This window comes from Algorimicrobium bowmanii, from assembly GCF_054031195.1.
Genome location: NZ_CM132929.1, coordinates 2,726,055 through 2,745,767, shown reverse-complemented (window position 1 = coordinate 2,745,767; position 19,713 = coordinate 2,726,055). Strand labels below are relative to the sequence as shown.

At 30.6% G+C, this 19,713-nt stretch carries 19 protein-coding genes; 5 read left to right on the top strand and 14 right to left on the bottom strand.

What is annotated here, in order from left to right; genetic code table 11:
* Positions 1-592: 592 nt before the first annotated feature.
* The 14 genes from ACW5R3_RS12320 to xerA form a co-directional block, all read right to left on the bottom strand.
* Positions 593-2,248 (bottom strand): ATP-dependent nuclease, encoded by a 1,656-nt coding sequence (locus tag ACW5R3_RS12320; RefSeq protein ID WP_456577317.1) that lies wholly within the window; start codon positions 2,246-2,248, stop codon positions 593-595.
* A 611-nt stretch (positions 2,249-2,859) separates the two neighbouring features.
* Positions 2,860-3,384: a hypothetical protein gene (locus ACW5R3_RS12315; protein WP_456577316.1), complete on the bottom strand. Its 525-nt coding sequence runs from the start codon at positions 3,382-3,384 to the stop codon at positions 2,860-2,862.
* Between the two features lie 144 nt (positions 3,385-3,528).
* Positions 3,529-4,947 (bottom strand): hypothetical protein, encoded by a 1,419-nt coding sequence (locus ACW5R3_RS12310; protein WP_456577315.1) that lies wholly within the window; start codon positions 4,945-4,947, stop codon positions 3,529-3,531.
* 171 nt (positions 4,948-5,118) lie between these two features.
* On the bottom strand, positions 5,119-5,679 hold the full coding sequence (locus tag ACW5R3_RS12305; RefSeq protein WP_456577314.1) for a hypothetical protein: 561 nt from the start codon (positions 5,677-5,679) through the stop codon (positions 5,119-5,121).
* A 198-nt stretch (positions 5,680-5,877) separates the two neighbouring features.
* Positions 5,878-6,555: a hypothetical protein gene (locus tag ACW5R3_RS12300; RefSeq protein WP_456577313.1), complete on the bottom strand. Its 678-nt coding sequence runs from the start codon at positions 6,553-6,555 to the stop codon at positions 5,878-5,880.
* Between the two features lie 644 nt (positions 6,556-7,199).
* Positions 7,200-8,096: an ExbD/TolR family protein gene (locus tag ACW5R3_RS12295; protein ID WP_456577312.1), complete on the bottom strand. Its 897-nt coding sequence runs from the start codon at positions 8,094-8,096 to the stop codon at positions 7,200-7,202.
* Positions 8,097-8,234: 138 nt separating this feature from the next.
* Positions 8,235-8,729, bottom strand: a complete 495-nt coding sequence (locus tag ACW5R3_RS12290; RefSeq protein ID WP_456577311.1) for a hypothetical protein — start codon at positions 8,727-8,729, stop codon at positions 8,235-8,237.
* 217 nt (positions 8,730-8,946) lie between these two features.
* Positions 8,947-9,828: an exonuclease domain-containing protein gene (locus ACW5R3_RS12285; RefSeq protein WP_456577310.1), complete on the bottom strand. Its 882-nt coding sequence runs from the start codon at positions 9,826-9,828 to the stop codon at positions 8,947-8,949.
* Positions 9,828-10,199 (bottom strand): hypothetical protein, encoded by a 372-nt coding sequence (locus ACW5R3_RS12280; protein WP_456577309.1) that lies wholly within the window; start codon positions 10,197-10,199, stop codon positions 9,828-9,830. Before ACW5R3_RS12280 ends, ACW5R3_RS12285 begins: the two co-directional genes overlap by 1 nt.
* A 220-nt stretch (positions 10,200-10,419) precedes the next feature.
* Entirely contained in the window at positions 10,420-10,869 is a 450-nt protein-coding gene (locus ACW5R3_RS12275) for a hypothetical protein (RefSeq protein WP_456577308.1), read from the bottom strand.
* A 154-nt stretch (positions 10,870-11,023) separates the two neighbouring features.
* Positions 11,024-11,512: an RDD family protein gene (locus ACW5R3_RS12270; RefSeq protein WP_456577307.1), complete on the bottom strand. Its 489-nt coding sequence runs from the start codon at positions 11,510-11,512 to the stop codon at positions 11,024-11,026.
* 158 nt (positions 11,513-11,670) lie between these two features.
* Complete coding sequence (locus tag ACW5R3_RS12265) at positions 11,671-12,438, bottom strand: M15 family metallopeptidase (protein WP_456577306.1); 768 nt, start codon at positions 12,436-12,438, stop codon at positions 11,671-11,673.
* Between the two features lie 6 nt (positions 12,439-12,444).
* Entirely contained in the window at positions 12,445-13,734 is a 1,290-nt protein-coding gene (locus tag ACW5R3_RS12260) for an SH3 domain-containing protein (protein ID WP_456577305.1), read from the bottom strand.
* 81 nt (positions 13,735-13,815) lie between these two features.
* Positions 13,816-14,946, bottom strand: a complete 1,131-nt coding sequence (gene xerA, locus ACW5R3_RS12255) for a site-specific tyrosine recombinase/integron integrase (protein ID WP_456577304.1) — start codon at positions 14,944-14,946, stop codon at positions 13,816-13,818.
* A gap of 84 nt (positions 14,947-15,030) precedes the next feature.
* Between xerA and ACW5R3_RS12250 the strand changes: the two genes are divergently transcribed.
* The 5 genes from ACW5R3_RS12250 to ACW5R3_RS12230 all read left to right on the top strand — a co-directional run bounded on the left by ACW5R3_RS12250 (position 15,031) and on the right by ACW5R3_RS12230 (position 19,707).
* A complete protein-coding gene (locus ACW5R3_RS12250) occupies positions 15,031-15,420 on the top strand; it encodes a hypothetical protein (RefSeq protein ID WP_456577303.1) in 390 nt (129 codons plus the stop codon).
* A 221-nt stretch (positions 15,421-15,641) separates the two neighbouring features.
* On the top strand, positions 15,642-17,033 hold the full coding sequence (locus tag ACW5R3_RS12245) for a tyrosine-type recombinase/integrase (RefSeq protein WP_456577302.1): 1,392 nt from the start codon (positions 15,642-15,644) through the stop codon (positions 17,031-17,033).
* Between the two features lie 172 nt (positions 17,034-17,205).
* Entirely contained in the window at positions 17,206-18,165 is a 960-nt protein-coding gene (locus ACW5R3_RS12240; RefSeq protein ID WP_456577301.1) for a hypothetical protein, read from the top strand.
* 349 nt (positions 18,166-18,514) lie between these two features.
* Positions 18,515-18,652, top strand: coding sequence for a hypothetical protein (locus tag ACW5R3_RS12235; protein ID WP_456577300.1), 138 nt, complete (start codon positions 18,515-18,517; stop codon positions 18,650-18,652).
* A gap of 2 nt (positions 18,653-18,654) precedes the next feature.
* A complete protein-coding gene (locus ACW5R3_RS12230; protein ID WP_456577299.1) occupies positions 18,655-19,707 on the top strand; it encodes an AAA family ATPase in 1,053 nt (350 codons plus the stop codon).
* The last annotated feature ends 6 nt before the right edge of the window (positions 19,708-19,713 follow it).

Sequence of the window (19,713 nt, the reverse complement as noted above, 5' to 3'; positions counted from 1 at the left end):
TGCCGTATATTTTATAAATTTAATAAAATATACGGATACCGTAGGCTTATCCTTAAGATATAAATACGCAAGTTTTTTGGAGTCCCGAACCTATGTATTATACACTGCCGTGTATGATTAACGTAGGTGTAAGGGAACGTTTTATCTCTTATAATATGATATACAGCGAATTATGTCTGATAAACTTGACTTTGTCAAAAATTATTACGACCTTAATCAAGTACTTCTAACGTGCTAACGTTTGGATAGTGAAACTCTCCACGATATTCGTCAAGTACTTGAAGGCTTATATATTCTTAAGTCTATTTAGTCAATCCGATTTCTCAGATTATAAACCTTAAAGCATTTCAACATAGTACTCCACAAAATTTGTCGAATGGATAAGAATATGGCATACAACGATTTATGTATGGAATGTAGGGCATTAGGAAGCACTGCGCTTTCAGTTTGCTCTGAGCCAAATTTACAATTTTGTTTTTACATTTTATTGGTAGTAAAGCCAAATTGTAAATTTGGCGGTGTCAGTAGATAACTTGGCTCTCTCCAAACCTCTGAACCGCCCAATATTCTATACATTTTGTTAGCCACTGGTTTATTCTAATATTTCTATAAATTCCTTTAATTCATTAAATTTTATCCATCCACTGTCTTCTGCAATTATATCTTCGTTAAAGATTCGTTTTGCAACGGCTTTAGCAACAATTGGTTTTGATGAACCAAGCCTTTCTATTTCCTCTACTTCAATATCTGCATATCTGCTAAAAGAATTTCTCATAGTAGTTTCAAAGTCTGCTCCAAATACACAAAAATCTTCATCTATATTCCAATCTTCACTAGTTAAAAGTTCTGCTATTTTTCCATCATCAATTCCAATTGCATTTAACGCTTCTGCTCTTTTATTGCCTTTTTTGTCATCTTTTGAATCATTGTCAAAACATACAAAAGTTGGTATTTCATAGCAAGAAAATAATCGCCACCATTTTGCTAAATTACCCTTACCACTAACACCGATAATTGCAATGCCTTCCTTTAAGGTGTCCAGTCCGATTTTCTCAAAGTAGAATGGTAAAGCTAATTCTTCAGTCTCTCCTTCAACAAGGATGATTTTTTTTGCAAAAAAACCATTAAGGATATGAGGTTTACTATGAGATGAATAAAATGGAATGATTGTTTTTTCGTCTGCTCTTGCTGCTCCAGTATCTCTACAAAATTCAGCTAATTCACTTGCACTAGTATTACTTACTTGGGTTTGTTCATTTTTATAAACTAAATATATCCCATTTATAAATTCAAGATTGATAAAGTATGGACTGTGAGTTGTAATTATCAATTGCAAACCATCTTGAGCCATTTTAAACATCTGTTTAGCTAACCATTTTTGAGCGAGAGGATGTAGATGTGCTTCTGGTTCGTCAAGTATAAAAATTAAACCTTGACTTAAAAAAGATTTAGCATATGCGTGTGCAAATGATAATGCTAATATTTGTTGTTGTCCTGTGCCTAATTCTTCATAAGCTCTAGTTTCTCCATCTTCTGATGGATGGACTCTTAAGGTTTTAAAATAATTACTTGGGTCATAAGCGGTAAAGTCAAATTGTAGTGCGTGACTCATATTAGAAAGCATTTGACCAGCAATTGTCGACATATTTTCATTGAATGCTCCAAATTCTTCAACTTCTAAAAATGTACTCTTGATAGTTTCAAACATATCTTTAAGTCTTCCAACCCTTTCTGTGTCCTCAATTAATTTGTCGTGAAATGCCTTTGTAACTTTTGATAATAACGTAAACTTTGAAGAATAACTTAATTGATAATTTAGGTTTTGTTCTGCATTAACTACAACACATAGAAGTTCTTCTCGAAGATTATTAGAAACATATATGTTTTGCTCTCCATTTTCTGCTTGTATTGCAGCAAAATTACTGTCAGCCCCCTTTACACAATCATATTTAAATCCACCACAAGAAAATTCGCCATTTCTACCGAGTCTTGATTCAAAACCAGAAACTTGTGCATCAATTGAAATTTTAGTTGTTTCCTGTCTATTAAAATGGTCGTAATTATCTAATTTCTTGTATTTCGGATGATATTCCCCAAACATCAATTCAATAGCTCTGATTATATTACTTTTTCCAGCATTATTTTCTCCGAGTAATATTGTCGGATATTCAGTTGGAAATTCTATCTCAACTGGTTCCTCACCAATTGAACGAAAATTTTCAATCGTAATTTTCTTTAATCTTTGCATATTGTTTTTTCAGCTTGTGGCTAACGTCCCATGTATGGTTTTGTACGGCAATTAAAACCTACCGCACTACAAAGAACCTGTTAGCCAAATTTACGATTTTTATTTACATTTTTCACGAAAATCACAAATAGTAAACTTGGCGTACTTTCAGATACCTACTACACTTTGAAAACCTGTAATCTGCCGTATAAACTATACATACTGTTGTAATCCGCAATCGTACACTTTCAGATACGCAGACATTCGTTTCGCGAACCTTGAATGCTAAAATCAAAGAGGTGCAACCAGTAAACACAAAGGAGCAAAACTCACAGATACAAAAACTCAAAAAAAAACTGCTCTGCACAAAAGCTATAGTAAAGTTTCTTAAAGATTAATTGTCAGTTATCAAATCTGTGCTGTTTTGTCGAGAAGGAAAATCGTTCAGCGCACCTCTTTTATTGATTAAAAAACACTGATTAATATTGTGGATTACAACGGTTATGTATAAGAATAGTTGCGGTTTTGTGTGCGAGGATTTTCCGAAGGAAAATCAGACGTAACAAAAGCGCAACGACCTTTGTTTAAGCCTAAAATAGCAATTATTTTTATACGGTGTTAGCAAACGTATTTTATTTTCCGTTGTTGTATTCTTCCCAGCTTTTTATTATTTGAAACTCTCCACAGTTTTCCATTTTCTCAATCAACCTTTTCTTGTCGAAGTGCATTTTATATTTTTCAGGAACAATTCCGTTTATTATTTCAATCGCAGGACTTAATTCAGCGTGGTAATAATTTTGTAAGCTTACTAATTTTGATTTTCCGTTTTTTGTAAATCGGAATGATTTTATATCTCCATCTCTTATACAAATGTTTGAATAAAGCACATTTAAACTGTCAATGTTTATATCAGATAATTGTCGGATTTTGCGCTTTGGAATATCAGTTGTAGAGTAGAGAATACTATCTTTTTCATTTTCCAATTCTCCGCGAAATGTTACTGTCAGTTTTTTGTCCGAAATTTTATAAAGTACAGAATAAGCAAGTGAATAATTGTAGTCCGCAACTGATAATTCAAATGGTTCAATTGGTTTATTATTACACGAAACTGCAATAAATAAAACAAACCATAATATCAATCCGACTATTTTTCTCATATGTTTGCTAACGGTTTTGTGTATGGCTCGTTGCGGAAAATCAGCTATGATTTTCCGCCGTGACCGAAAGATAGCAAATTGCAATGAATTCCGATTAGGAATTCAGCCGCAATGAGCTATACACGTTGTTGGGTACTGTGCTTTTCACAACATTAATTCATCTATTTGTTTTGTTCCGATAATATCTTTGTCAATCATAACCTTTATCAAATGCTTTAACAATTCAACGGAAATTTCAATGATTTTAATTTCTTTTGACTGTTCTAATTCTATTTTTCGTGTTTTTTCAATTCGTTTCATGTCACCATGAACAACAGCACTTCTGAAATTGTAAATCTTTTTACAAAATTCAAACACTTGTTTTGTGCTGTAATTTTTAAACTTTTCTAATTTACATAATTGAGCAACTCTCGTAGAAAGTCTATAAGTTATTTCAGAGTTAGAGTCATTGGTTAATAAACTTTCAAATGCAATTGTAATGTCTATAATTGAGTCTTCATCATTTTTGCGAATAAATGCTGAATTCAATCTTTTGATTGCTAAAGAAAATTGATTACTTGAGAGTTTTGAATATATTTCCTTAAAATTAGATAGTTCGGTTTTACTAATTAAACTTATCGAATTATGCCATCCATAGTTCTCAAATTTTTCAGGATATTTTTTTTCAGATGTGACAAATATTTCAGGTAATTCAGCTTTTCCATTGTATTTCCAATCTTTTGGAATTGATAGAATTTGATAATACCCAGTTTCTACATTTAAAATAAGTCTTAAAGTTCCAAACAAGTTTTCAATTAAGACTATAGGTTCTTTAAATGAATTTATTTCGGTAAGGCTATTGTCTCTCTGTGTTTGTGAGTCATTATCAATAAACCAATTTTTTATGTAAAATGCATGAGTAGCAGCACCAATAACAACATCATGGGCAGACGAAGTATAATTTTTCCGAGTATTTCTAGCTAACTGGATTGGTTTTTCAATTCTTTTAATTGAAATTCGATTATCAATTTCAAGTTCGTCAAAGTCAAAAACCATAAATAGAATTGGAATAGCTATTGTTATTTCAAGCCTTTTAGTAATTATAGATAAATAATACTTTTCAAATTGAGAATCAAAGACAGATTTAGTGAATTCTAATGAATCAAGATGAATATATGTGTCTACAAAATTTGCAAGAAAATAGTATGTATAGATTTGATTATAAAAAATAAATGATTCTTCTTTTGCATTTTTATTCAAGGGACTGAATTCCATTAAACCAAAATACTTTCGTAAATCTTCGTTTTCAACTACATAATCATAATATTTTTTCCAAGATTCAATTTCGAGATGTCTTTTGTCTTTAGTTAAGAATTTGGAATAATCAATTTTATGATAGCTGTTTAAGTAGAATGATGGTAAGCCAGAGTCAAAAAATGACATTGTTGGAAAATTTTCATGATGGTCAAATGTCCATTTCCAATCCCTTTCTTCATCTTTTTTCTTTTGTTCTTTTATTATTTGAAGAGCATCAACTAAACACTCTTTGAGGATGGATTTTAATTTCTGTTTATTAATGTTCATTTATCAAATCCTAGTTTTTTCAGCATTGTACCCAACGGTTACGTATAAGAATAGTGCGTAGTTTGAGTGCGAGGATTTTCCGAAGGAAAATCGGATGCAAGCAAACAAGCACTAACTTTTGGTTTAGGAATAAACTTACGCATTATTTTTATACAATGTTGTAACCAGTTTTTATTTTTTATTATTCAGTTCGTCAAAGAATTTACTTGGATTTCTTAAAAATCGGTCAGCATCTGAACCTTTGATTAATTGAGCTAAATCCGAAATATTCGGTTTGCATAAATTTCCATTCCTGTCCATTAAAATCCAATTATTTTCTTGACAGATATCAAGCATTGAATTGAGGAAATTCAGAGTAGTGTCTGTTAAGTCAGTCCGAAACATAAATTCATCAATAAATTCGTTTGTTTTATTTAGTCCAATACTAACATCGTGGTCAAATTCCGCTTTTTCACTTTTCCATATTGTGTCGTCAGTCCAACTTGCACGAGTAATTATTTTGTCAATTTGTTTTTCTAATTGCGCTATGTTAATTTCTATTTCTTTCCACCAACTTATAGTTCTCGCATCTTCAAATTCAGGCTCTAAATCTTCGTTATCAGACTCAGTATATTTTTCCCAGAACTTTTCCCATTCAGAATGTTTGATTTCCAATTGATTTGGTATCTCTCCGAATTTCAATTCAATCGCCTTTTTTGGTAGTATGTATGTTACAAATTGATTAATTGCCATTCAGTTTCTCAAATTGGTTACAACGTTGATGTATATGAGCAGTGCGGAGGAAGAAAGGCGAAAGCCTTTCGGAAGGACACAAGCTGATTTTTACAAATTTCGATTATTAAATTTTTTAGCAATAAGTCGAATTTGTAAAAATTCGGCGGTCTCCCAAATATACCCTAACTTTTAATTGAGCAAAAACTCCCGTATTGCTTATATACTTTGTTGTGCAACGTTACTCTTTTCACAATCAATGCATTCTTTTTTTCCTTTGCAATATATTCCGCCAGATTTTGAACTTAATTTTCCATTTTTTTCTACGAAAACTAAATGTTGAATTAACGCATACGAGCCTAAATCAATTATACTTGTATTGCCGTGATTAGACCTCATTAATTGAAATTCATATCGGTTATTTGTTTTCCGATAGGCTCCACCTTCTATAAAACAATCATCAATTCCAAACTCATTCATTTGGGTAATTAACAAAGCTTCTTCCATTGTATCAATGCCATCTAAAAATAACAACAAATTTTGAGTGTCTTCAATTTTAAATACCTTATTGTCTTTAACCGCCAAAATATAATATGTAGAAGTGGAATGATGGCCGCGTTTTAAAAATCCGTCTTGACTGTAAGTTAAATCAATCAGTTTACGTTTATTCAGATTTCCAAATTCATTTATAACGTCTACGTGTTCGTGTCCGCCATCGTTTGCTCTTAATAAAGCCCAATATTCATATTTTTCATCAGGGTTTAAATTTCTACCGATGTTTTCAATAACATCGATAGACCTATCAAATTCGATTTTTTTAAATTCTGTTTCGCTTTCACAACAAGTAAAAGAAAAGATGAAAATTATTAATCCGATGTATTTTAAAATTTTTCTCAATGGTTTTTTCTAATGTTGCACAACGTTAAGTTTATATTTTGTTTGGCAATAATCGTTTACGAAGCGATAGCGAAGATAAACTATTTGACAAATGGAATATAAACAGTGTTGTCTGCCGTATATTTTATAAATTTAATAAAATATACGGATACCGTAGGCTTATCCTTAAGATATAAATACGCAAGTTTTTTGGAGTCCCGAACCTATGTATTATACACTGCCGTGTATGATTAACGTAGGTGTAAGGGAACGTTTTATCTCTTATAATATGATATACAGCGAATTATGTCTGATAAACTTGACTTTGTCAAAAATTATTACGACCTTAATCAAGTACTTCTAACGTGCTAACGTTTGGATAGTGAAACTCTCCACGATATTCGTCAAGTACTTGAAGGCTTATATATTCTTAAGTCTATTTAGTCAATCCGATTTCTCATATTATAAACCTTAAAGCATTTCAACATAGTACTCCACAAAATTTGTCGAATGGATAAGAATATGGCATACAACGGTCTCGGCTATGAGTAGTTGCGTGGTTTAGCACTTAACTTTGCAAGTACACACAAACTGAAAATCCGAGAGGATTTTCAGAAGTAGACGAGAACAAGCAATTACTTATAGCCATTGTTAGGCAACGTATTTTATTCAATTAATTTTTGAGGATAAACTTTTCTAATTTCAGTCATTTCTTCTTTAGTCAAGCTATCCAATTCTTTGTTATATTTTTCTTTTGCAAGTCGAGTTCTTAATTTTTTGATTTCACCAACGATTGCATTTTGAACATCAATGTAAGTTTTATACATAGTTTCCCTTTCTGCTTTTAAACTTATTATTGATTCCGATTTATTCTTTTCTTCGTATTTGTTTATTGCAACTTTAAGTTTCTCAATATCTACTTTCTTTTTATTTGCAAAAATTTGATTATTTCCATCAATGTATATGTTTATAGCTTTACTTAAATCGTATTCGGTATCTTCTTCTTGAATTTCTGGAAGTTTCCTAATTAATCCATCATCGTTAACATAAGAAATGGTGTCAAATAAGAAAAATACACTCATTTTATAATAGGCAAGCTCAAAGTCCTCGGAATTCAATACGGTTAAAATTCCTTGTGCTACTGTTGAAGGTGAAAAGTTATCGGACTCTTTAAGTGAATCAAATACTTTCTGCAATTCATTACTTTTAATGAACTCACTTTCTTTCAATTCCGATTGGCATTTAATAAAGGATTCCGATTGTGGCATTCCAATATCAATTATTTTGTCCAAAAATGATTTCGATGGATTATAGTTAAAATCGTTTTCCTCAACTATTTTCTCAAAAATTGCAACATAGCTTTCGCCACTACTATCTTTTAATATTTTTTCATTTATAAGTATTTGCTCAAATTCAGTTAATGCTTTTTTGAATTTCGTCCCATTATCCTCATAATTTTGGTAAATACAATTCATTAATTTGTCTTCAACTCTCAATGTTTGAGAATTGCAGAAAATTGTAAAAATTCCAAAAGTCAAATATGTGAATATCAGTTTTTTCATATGTTGCCTAACGTTGTTGTATATGGTTTGTTGCGTGTTTTAAGCACCTAATTTAGCAAATACAAACCAAATAGAAAATCCGCGAGGATTTGCGTAAGTAGGCTAGAACCAAGCAATAAATTATATACGGTGTTGGCATTAGTTTTTTAATATTCGACCTGCAATCATATTTTCTTTCTTTTCAGCCCAATTTCCACTATCCCAATAATAACATTCACTGTTCCTATATTCACCTAAGTTTAATGAGTCGAATTCGTCTTGATTGCCTTTTCTTTCAACTCCAAGTTTTTTTAAAGCTTCATTTATACTTACTTCATTAAGTAATTTTTGCCCATTCTCAAAAAATGAAGCATATTGTTCGCCAATTCCACCAAAATAGTCAGTTTGAATTAGTGCAAATTTCTCGAATCCTATTTCATTAGCAATAAATTTAGTCAACTCACAATCCCATTCGAGATTTTCGCTTTCTGATTCTGAAGATTTATTTAGTATTTCTTCAAGTTCAATTATTGCATATAAATCAAATATTATGATTGCATAATTATCTTCAAACGCAGCCGCAAGTCCAAATTCTTTTATTTTTTCTTTGTCTACATGTTTGTCACCAATAATTGCTGAAATATTATGTCCCATTTTCTGTTCAAATTAATGCCAACGTCTCCGTATATGAAACGTAGCGTGTTAAAAGACGTTATCGTTTCGGATTATACACGAGCCGAATTTTTAAATTTTTCTTTTTATCTTTATTTTACTAAAAGCCAAATTTAAAAATTTGGCGGTCTTCGCAAACACACAAAAACCTTTGGTAAAGCCTATAATAGCTATGTTTTATATACATTGTTAGGCACAGTTATTGCTCACTTTCTTCGACATTTGATTCGTAAAGTGCAACAAAATCGGATTCTTTTAAGATTCTTAATTTTTGTCCTTTTACTTTCAATTCTTCTGCTTTTATATGTTTTGAACTTTTCTTTTTGCCTGATAATTTACTTAAATCTTGGTCGCCAACAACTAAAAGTGTTGTCTTTTTTGTTACTCCATTTTCAACTTTGCAACCAATTTCGGATGCAAGGATTGAAGCTTCTCTTCTTGGTATTTCTAATGAACCTGTAAAAACCAAAATTTCTCCAAACAGGTTTCCATTTGGATTTCCGTCTTTTGAAACGGATTTATCGTAAGATTTTGCATTGGATAAAAGAGGATTATTTACTCTAATAAACCAATCATCTATTGTGTTCTGCTTTTCGTTAATTGCAGAAATTAGAATATGTGCCGAAGCTTTTGCATCTTCTAACGCATCGTGATGTTTAAATGAATAATCTAATTTTTTACAAACATTTGCTAATCCATAACCTTTATAAGCAAATTCTTCCCAACATCTTCTTGCTACTTTAGCTGTATCAATCCAATTGATTTGCATTAATGGCAATCCATATTTTATACAAGCTCTATTTATTGAAACCCTATCAAAATGTGTATGACAAACGCAGATATTATTCTCTAAACTTTGTTGTAAAACCTCATATATGTCGGTAAATTTTGGACTTTCAATTACGTCATCTTCGGTAATATTGTGGATTGACTCATTCCAAAAGTCAAAATAATCTTCGGGATTTAATAAACTCGACCATTCCTTTTTAATTTGACCATTTTCATAAACGACAAAACCAATTTGGCAAATCGATGCCATATCAGAATTAGCAGTTTCAACGTCAATTGCTAAAAAGTTCATTAAATTGAATTTTTTAGTTTTTCCAAGTCCATTGTAAATGTAACTCGCATATCAGTTTTCGTACAAGTCAAAACAATTTCTTCGTCTAAATTTAGATTTAAGTCTTCTCCTCGAAGTGCTTGCCATTTAGCAATATAATTCAGAGCTCCAATTTTTTCTTTTTTCTTTAATGTTTTATCTACGCCTCCTTTATATCCAAGAACTGGTAATTCTCCTCTTTTAGCTTTTTCAGCTAATTGAGGTTCTTTTTTGGCTAAAGCTCGACCAACTTCATAGTTTTTAATCAATCCTTTGTCCTCTCGTCTCCAAGTTTCTTCCCAAGTTAGATTCTCTCTGTCTGGTTCTGAGAAACTTCTATAAATTCTTGTCATTGTCGTTGGTTTTAATTGTGCCTAACGGTTAGTATATGAAACGTAGCGTATAGAGATGCACTAATTTTCAGGTTATAACGTAGCCAAATTTACGAATTTTGTTTTTAATTTTTACTAAAGCCAAATTTGTAAATTTGGCGGTGCTTACAAACAGGCACAAACCTTTGTTTTGGCACTTACTAGCTATGTTTTATATACATTGTTGTAGTGCGTTATTATTCTACGCAATGTTGTTTGTGTATTTTCCGACAGCTTTTAATTCCGCAATTCCACTTTCTTTTTCAGCTAGCACTTTCAATTCACGACAAAATATATCAATCGAGTTAGGTTCTACTATCAATTCCATTGTGAGTTTGTCTTTCTCTTCTTTTCTGTATTCCGTTGCAACATTTTCTTCCATTGTGATCTGCAATCCGCATTTTCCAGTCAAACCGATTTTATAAAATTCCATTTTGAAATGAGCGAAGCTGTCTTTTTCTCCACAGGCGTGAGTCACTTTGTCTTTTCCGAATGGAAATCCATTAAGTTCATTTACAAATCCAAGTAGAGAATCAGATACTTCATAAACTTCTGTAATTCCAGAGTATCGTCCATTATTTGCCGAAACTTTTAATTCGAACATATGCTCATCTTTCCAGATGACTTCTAATTTTAAATATCTTTCGCTCATTTTTCTCTAATGCACTACAACGTGTTTGTATATGGTTTGTTGCGTGTTTTAAGCACCTAATTTAGTAAATAAAAACCGAATAGAAAATCCGCTAGGATTTTCGTAAGTAGGCTAGGACTAGCAATAAATTATATACGTTGTTACCATACGTTTTTTATTCCGTTTTGTTAAATTTAGGTGTTTTCACAACGATTGTATTTCCCCAAATATCCCCTAAACGCTGATTTTTATCTGTGTTTTTTATTGTTACAATTCCGATTAGTCCAAAAAAGAACATATCGACTGGGTCCAGTAAATGTCTTTTTAAAGATTGTCCAAAAGTCAGTTTTTCGTTCGTTCCTCTAAAAGTTGAGTTTTCAGATGATTTTTGGATTGATACAGGTTTTAGCCCAACTAAAAAATTTCCGAGTGTTGCTCCAAACCATTGCTCAATTCCAACAGTCATAATTCCCCAAAATAATACAGGTATAAGTGCTGGCAGTCCATTTACAGAATATCCACCTTCATCATTAGGTTCTCCAAATGTATAAACATAAATTATGAAGAAAATACAGATAATTAGATAGTCAATAATTCCAGCTCCAATTCGATTTCCAATATTTGGTTCAGTTTTTAATTCAGTAGTTAGATTTGTTTCGCTCATTGTTTTTTCAAATGTATGGTAACGTGTTTGTATATGGTTTGTTGCGTGTTTTATGCAACTAATTTAGTAAATAATTACCAACCAAGAAAGTCCGCGAGGACTTTCGTAAGTGGGCAATAAGCCAGCAATAAATTATATACGGTGTTAGCAAATGTTATTTATTCAAATGTCTTTGCTTTTAATGAAATTCCATTAACATATTCAGTTATCATTTTCGCTTTTTCGGCTAATTCATAACCTTTAAAACCACTTATGTCTAAATAAGTAATATTCTGATTGTAGTAATTTAAATATTTACTTGCTAATGGTAAATATGACCAATGCCATTTTTCTAAATTATAACCAGTTCTTCCATTTTCTTTGTTTGTATATACTTGATAAAATCCGAAATCATTTGCATTTTTTAATAGCCATTCATATTCCTTTTTTCCTTTTCCTTTTTCAAAATATGAATTATTTAAATTATTCAAATCCATATCAGTTCCCCAATGATGCCTTGATGTTGTTGGCATAGAACTATATTCTAAAATTTTTTGAGCTCTTTCTAAAGATTTTAAATTTTTATATTTATTCCATTTTCTTTCCCAAATGGATTTTTGTTCATAAAAATTTCTTGTTCCTGAAACAATAATTAGATTAATTCCATCTTTTTTTGCTGAAGTATGCATTTCTTTAAATGCTATGTAGACTTCTTTGTTAAGATAAATTATTTTGGATGAATGGTTAGAGTTTATTTTAATGAAAGTGCTATCAGTCTTATAATTGAACTTACCTAAAACAAAATCTTTTGTATAATTATAAACGGGTTTAACTATTAATTCATTTTGAGTTATATTTTCTTTCTGTTTTGCTATTTCTTTAGATACTTCTTTTTTGCAAGAAACAAAAAAGATTAATAAAGAGAACGATGTTATTATTCTATTCATATTGAATTATTTTTCAAAACAACAACCGTGAATCCATCCAATATTACCACTTGATGTTTTTACTTTATACCAATATTCTGTAATTTCATTATTCTTAATTGTTACAGTTGTTTGATTATTTGATTTTTCAAGAAACTCAACTTTACTTCCGATAGCTAAATTTTCTATTTTCTCACTATCTAATTGTGGACTTGTTCTTACTCTTAAATTGTCAACAGTTATAATATAAGTTCTCGTATTATCATTACTATTAGCTTGCTTGTTTACATTTTTTTCAAGAAGTTTTGTTTTTTCAATTTTAAGAGGAATGGTTTTATGATTGGGATATAATATTATTTCTTCTGGTTGCTTTAAATACCATTCATCAGAAACGCTTATTCCATATGCACTTACTCTGACATTTGATGATAAGCTTGCTAATAAAATATAAACTCTATGTAATTTAAAATCAAAATCATCAAAATATCCGTTTGTTTTGGCACGGGCTATTTTTCTTTTTTTTGGTAATTCTTTGATGAAATTATTTCTGTCTTTTTCTAATCTTTGTTTGTTTGTAAATCTACCTGGATAATCATTTTGCATTTTTAGAATATACTTATCATAATCATCCAGTGACATTAGTTTCTTTTCAAATAATTCCTTGTTTTTACTGTAATAATCTAATAATTCTAACTCTTTTACTAAACTTTCATTGATTTCAACCAATGAATCAACATCTGTTATATTACGTATCTTTTTTACTTCATTAATAAAATCGTATTTTTTTAAATTTCGATTCCAAGCTTGAAGGTCTATTTTGAAGTATCTGATATCAAAATCGCCATTATAGAATTTTAAAGGTAATTTCAAATCAACACTAATATTCGTTTCTCCCGTTAGAACTTTGATATAAGTCTGTAAGACGATTCTTTTAAAAGAAATAGTTGAATTTTTAAAATCTTCGTTGCTAACAATATTTAATTCTTCTTGATATTTATTTAGATAAATAGCTTTTGACTCAGCTGATATAGTTCTATATTTTTTTAAATTATCATTATATTTTGGTTCTTCCCTTTTTAAATAATTTTTGAAATCAGCAATGTTATAATAATATGAATAATTGGATGGTAAACCGAAATCCCACTGAGGTCTGAAAAAATTTAAGTCAACCCTTTGGTATCCTTCGTAAATAGCGTCAGTTGTTATTATAACAAAGTCATTAAGATTTTTTGAAGAATCTTGAGTATTTTCCTCGTTTTGAGAAAAGCTAAATAATGGTAATAGAATAATTAAAATAAGTTTGTAAAGTCCTGTCATTATTGTTCAGTTTAGTTCGTGTTAATGTTTGCTAACGTATGTATATGTTTAATGGTGTATATATATCCATTATATCTATACCTACAAATCTAATGGATTTTTAATAGAATCAAAACTGCTTTTCGCAACATGTGTGTAAATTTCAGTGGTTTTTGTAGAGCTGTGTCCTAATAAAATTTGAATGTATCGTATATCTGTACCAGCTTCAAGTAAGTGTGTTGCAAAACTATGTCTTAAAATATGTGGACTTACTTTCTTTTTTATTTTAGCTTTTATGGCAGCAGTGGTAACAATTTTACCAACACTGTTTGGGCTGTATTTCTCTTTGTTCGGGCTTTCGAAAAGATAATTTGTAGGCCTCCATTGTATGTAATAGGTTCTTAAATCATGTAACGTATTCTTTGATAATAGTGTATATCGTTCCTTATTTCCTTTTGCGTCTTTCACATGTATCAGCATTCGAGAGCTATCAATATCGCTAATTTGTAGATTTAATAGTTCACTTCTACGAAGTCCAGCGGAATACAGTAAGCTAACAATGCAACGGTGTTTCATATTTGGAGTGCAGTCAATCATTCTTTTAATATCTTCCTTGGCAAGAATAACAGGTAGTTTCTTTCTTACTCGCGGACGTTCTATTCTATATAGCCTGTTGGGCATTCCGAGGACAATTTCATAATAAAATTTTATACTATTTATGGCCATGTTATTATAAGAATTAGAGCGTTTTTCTTGAGTTAATACCTGAAGGTATTTTCTTATGTCATTTTCGTCTAAATGATCAATCTCTTTATCATAGTAGTGATTAATAAATGCTTCAAATGCTGTTACATAGGATTTTATAGTATTGTTGGCATATTTCTTTAATTCAAGCTTTTGTAGATATAATTCAGGGCAGTGTTTATAGTTTTTAGTCCTCTCTCGCTTTCTGTACCACTCAATATTAAACGTTTCAGTTAATTGTTTTGAGCGTGTATGTTGAAAAAAATATTTTGAGTCTATCCAAGCCACTCCTTTAAATATACTATAAATACTATCTAAATTAGAATTATTATTAGGGAGGTAATACATGTTGAATTCTTCACTCCACTTAATATCTTGGAGTTCTTTAAGAAGTATTTCTAATGCCTTGTTTGCGTAAAATTGAAGGCCTATAAATTTTCTATTATTAATTAAAATATGCTTTAAGGTAATATGTTGACTGAATTTCATTTAGTTTTTTTATTAAAGCTACTAATTTTAAAGTTGTCAAGTGGTTGATTATTCGTATATTAAACGTTTAAATAACACTTAAGTATGCTTAGTAATGAAAAACCTAAACTATGTCTTTCTTGTGAAAAATTAATAATTGGACGCTCAGATAAAAAGTTTTGTGATGCTTATTGTAAGAGTTCTTATCATTATAAAAAATCTTTAGAGGAGGTTCCTCAGTTTTATAATTTTGTAGCTAAACAGTTAAAGCAGAATAGACGTATTCTTAAAAGTTATAATAAATCAGGTCTAGCCACTATTAGAAGTGGAGTATTACTGGATCAAGGATTTAATCCTAATTTTTTTACTCATTATTGGAAGAACAGTAAAGATGATGTTTATCTCTTTGTATATGAGTATGGGTTTCTTAAAAAAGTTGAGCATGGTGTTGACAGGTTTATTCTCATAAAATGGCAGTATTATATGAAAAAATAATATAAATTTACACTTCAATTAATTACTAATCAGAAAGTCAAAAGTGCATACGTTTTTGCATACGATTTCAAAATAAAGCAGCTTGTAAGCCCAGTGTTTACGTTGTTGTTGTAGCTTAAAACGGGCTCATAACCCGAAGGTCACTGGTTCGAGTCCAGTTCCCGCTACTAAGCTTAAAAGCAATTAAATCAAAGGGTTATGTATTCATAACCCTTTTTTTTATGTCTTCAGTTTTAAGTTTTATATTGCAGGTACATGATTCAGTACATGATTTTACTATGAAACCCAACTACAACGAACCTAAAATTTACACTGGCGGAGTGGATGTAAACCACTGGTCTAAACTGACTAAAAAGGAGCAAACTGCTGCTCTTAAAAAGTCTTGGTATGTCTATTATTCTTTTCGAAATCCCGAAACAGGTAAAATGACACAGCAGAAACGTATTAAAGGAAATGCAAATGGATTTTCAACAAAAATGCATCGGTTAAGAGTTTTAAAACCTATCCAAAGGCAGCTTTTAAATATTTTAGATGCAGGTTATAATCCCTATCAAGAAGATAATTCTCATGTAAGAGATAGAATGATTGGTAAGCCGATTGAGAAGCCAGTAGTTCTTGAGACTGAATTACCAAAGCCAGAAACTCCTGAAAGTAAACCTAAAGTAATACCAAAAGTCATCGCTATTCCTAAAGAGGAGAAAGCGGTCGTTATGACTCTTGAAGATGCAAAAAAATTAGTTTTAGATACCAAGCAGAAAGTTCTAAACGAAAACTCATTTCCAAAATATAGAAGTCGCATAAATCAATTTTATAGATGGTTATATGATAATGATTTTGTTAAATCAGATTCTATTGAAAGCTTGACAAAAAAGGTTGTCATACAATATCTAAATAATGTATTACAAAACACAAGTGCTCGTAATCGTAATAATACCAGAAATGATTTAAGTTCTTTTATAGAAACCTTAATAGATAATGATGTACTACAGACTAATTTTGTCAAGAAATTAAAGAAACTTAAATCAGCACCTAAACGAAACAAATCATATAACTCGGAATTACTTAAAGACCTTAAAGACTATATGCAGGAACATGACCCCTTATTAGCGCTTTTTGTTGATTTTGTTTCCTACGGGTTTTTAAGACCTATTGAAGTCTGTAGGTTAAAGGTTGGGGATTTGAATTTCACAGATATGAAAATGCAAATACGAGCTAAAAATAAGCTTGTAAAAGAAAAAATAATCCCTAAAATACTTTACGATAAGTTACCTGATTTACACTCATTTACTAAAGCGGACTGCTTGTTTACAAATTTACAAGTAGGTGGTGAATGGAATGTAAGTGAAGCCAGTAAGCGAGACTATTTTACAAAACGATTTAAAAAAGTTAAAGACCATTTTGAGCTAAACGAAGACTATGGATTATATAGTTTTAGACATACAACGATATCAGAATTGTATAGAGAACTATCTAAAGAGGCGAACATGACACCTCATGCAGTTAAGAGTAAATTAATGCTTATTACAGGTCATTCGTCTATGTCTGCTCTTGAGAGTTACTTGCGTGATATTGATGCTCAAATGCCCGAAGATTTCTCTCATCTATTGAATTGATTATAACTCGTATTACATCGTATTACATCGTAATACATCGTATTACATTGTATTGCGTTGTAACACAGTGTATTGTGTTTTTTAGTTTTTTCTTATAAATTTAATCTTTAAAAGCTACTTTCCTTTGTAATCTTAAAACGGTATTTTCGAAGTTCTAAATCCAGAAAATACTATGATAAATCTCGGTCAACTTGATAGAGAAAAGTTTGAAAAAAAAACAATTGTTAGTCAAAACGAAATTCTTGTTTCGGCTGATTATTATGAAGAGGTTATAAACACTGGGAGTATATCTGTAAAGGATGCTTTTCAAAAAGGTGTAAAAATATCCGTGAAGTCCAGTATTCGTCCAGAAAAAACATTTATGGATGAGTTTTATGAGTTTTTGCTTGATCGATATAAAGAATATATTTATAATATTTTCGTTTCATTCTCTGTTGACTTTAATGACGAAGTTTATGGACTTACACCTGCAGAACAAAAGAAAGTAGCTTTGAAGCATTTTAACGAAAAATATAAGGAGTTAAAAGTTTCTGGATTTCACAAGGTAAAAAAAGATGTTTCACCCTTGGGGATTGAAAATATCGGTTTAGAGAATCGTTTAGAGTATCTAAATATGCGTAGAGAAGGATTAAAAAGAAATGTCTCAAAACGTGATTTTATTTTGGAGTACCTGTATGGTAATTTAAAGTTTTTTGATGCGGAATTGATGAATAATGATGATTGGATTAATCAGTTTGTCTTTTTTGAATCAGAACTAAAAGCGTTATTAAGTTTAAATGATAGGTTTTCATTTGAAGTGGATATATATTTTTCAAAAGCAGCAAAAGATAAAAAAGTATATGATAGATATAAACATATATTTATTTCTTTAAAATCGTTTCTTGAGATTCATATTACCATTCAAAACCTTTCAACGCATGTTTCCTCTAACATTGATTGCTTATATCATTCTTTAAATGAACTAAAACTTATTACTGGTAAGAAAAGCAACTTTTTAGAATATCTTAAAACGGAGCATAATATTAAAAAGATAAATATACCAAAAATTGAACTTGATTTTGACTCTCCAAATGTTCAAAGAGTTGATGGTTTTCTAAAACAATTTAGTGATTTGGCTGTTATAAATAGTTGAATTTTAAAACCCACTGTAAATTGATGTTTTCCACCATGAAATAACGTCTCTCCACTATACTTCCCACCTTTAGATTACTAACATGTTGCGGTAACTTTGTCATAAGAAAAATAATATATTCTTATGTGTAAAAAAGTAATCGAAATATTAGAGAGGTTTAAGAAATCTCTATGTGCTTGTTTAAGCGCAATACTTATTGTTAGAGTAAATTTAGATAAGCAGGAACCTCCTTAGTTATTTTTATATCCAAGCCACCTAAAGATTATATAAATCTTTAGGTGGCTTTTCTATTTATTAATTTTTAAAAACAATCACAAACAATCACAAACAATCACAAACAATCACAAACATGATAGATACAGTATTAACCATTCGTGTCGAGGGCTATGTAAAGCAAGAACTTGAAGATCGAGCAAAAAAAAATAACGAAACAGTGTCGGAATATGTTCGGCAAATTTTAAAAGACAAACACTTTATTGAATTGTAACTATGGGAGAACCAAAAATAATTAACCAAGAAAATCTTGAAATTGTCAATGATGAAATTGATGGACTTCAAGATGAAACCACCAAACAAGAAAGCAGCAGCAGTTGCTTTCTTGTTAAATCAGCTAACGAATGGATTCAGGAAGCAAAGATGCGACCTATTCCAAAATTGCTATTTGATAGGTTATGGTTTGAAGGAGAGTTGTGTATACTTTTCGCAGATACTAATGTAGGGAAATCGATATTAGCTGTACAAATAGCAAATAGTATTAGTAAAGGTAAGCCAATAAATGGTTTTAAGATTGAAACTAAACCTAAAAGGGTAGCATACTTCGATTTTGAACTATCAGACAAGCAATTTGAGAAACGATATTCTGATGATTATCGAGATCACTATGTTTTTGATCCTAATTTTTTAAGGGTTGAGATAAACACCGAAGCAGAAGTTCCTAAGCAATTTAAAGATTACGAGGACTATTTGTGTCATTCGTTTGAAACTGTAATTAAGAACCATAATGCAGAAGTCTTAATTATTGATAATATAACTTTTTTGAAGAGTGATAATGAGCGAGCCAAAGATGCACTTGTGCTTATGAAACATTTGAAAGAAGTAAATAAAAAGTACGGTGTTTCGATTTTGGTTTTAGCGCACACCCCAAAAAGAGACGCTACAAAGCCAATCACAAAAAATGATTTAGCAGGAAGTAAGATGTTAATGAACTTCTGTGATAGCTCATTTGCCATAGGAGAAAGTGCTTCTATGCCAGCGGGTCGTTATATCAAACAAATAAAACAACGGAATACAGAACAAGTATTTCATGCAGGAAATGTGGCTATATGTAGAATTGAGAACCCTCATAATTTTTTAAAGTTTGAGTTTGAAGGCTTCAGTATTGAAGAAGAGCATTTAAAACATTATTCAACATCTGATTTATCAAACAGAGACAGTACTATTTCTGATTTGAAAGAAGAAGGTTTACCAAATACTGAAATAGCAGCCAAATTAGGTATAAGCGAGGGGACTGTTAGAAATACCCTGAAACGATTAAATCAATAAAGTAAA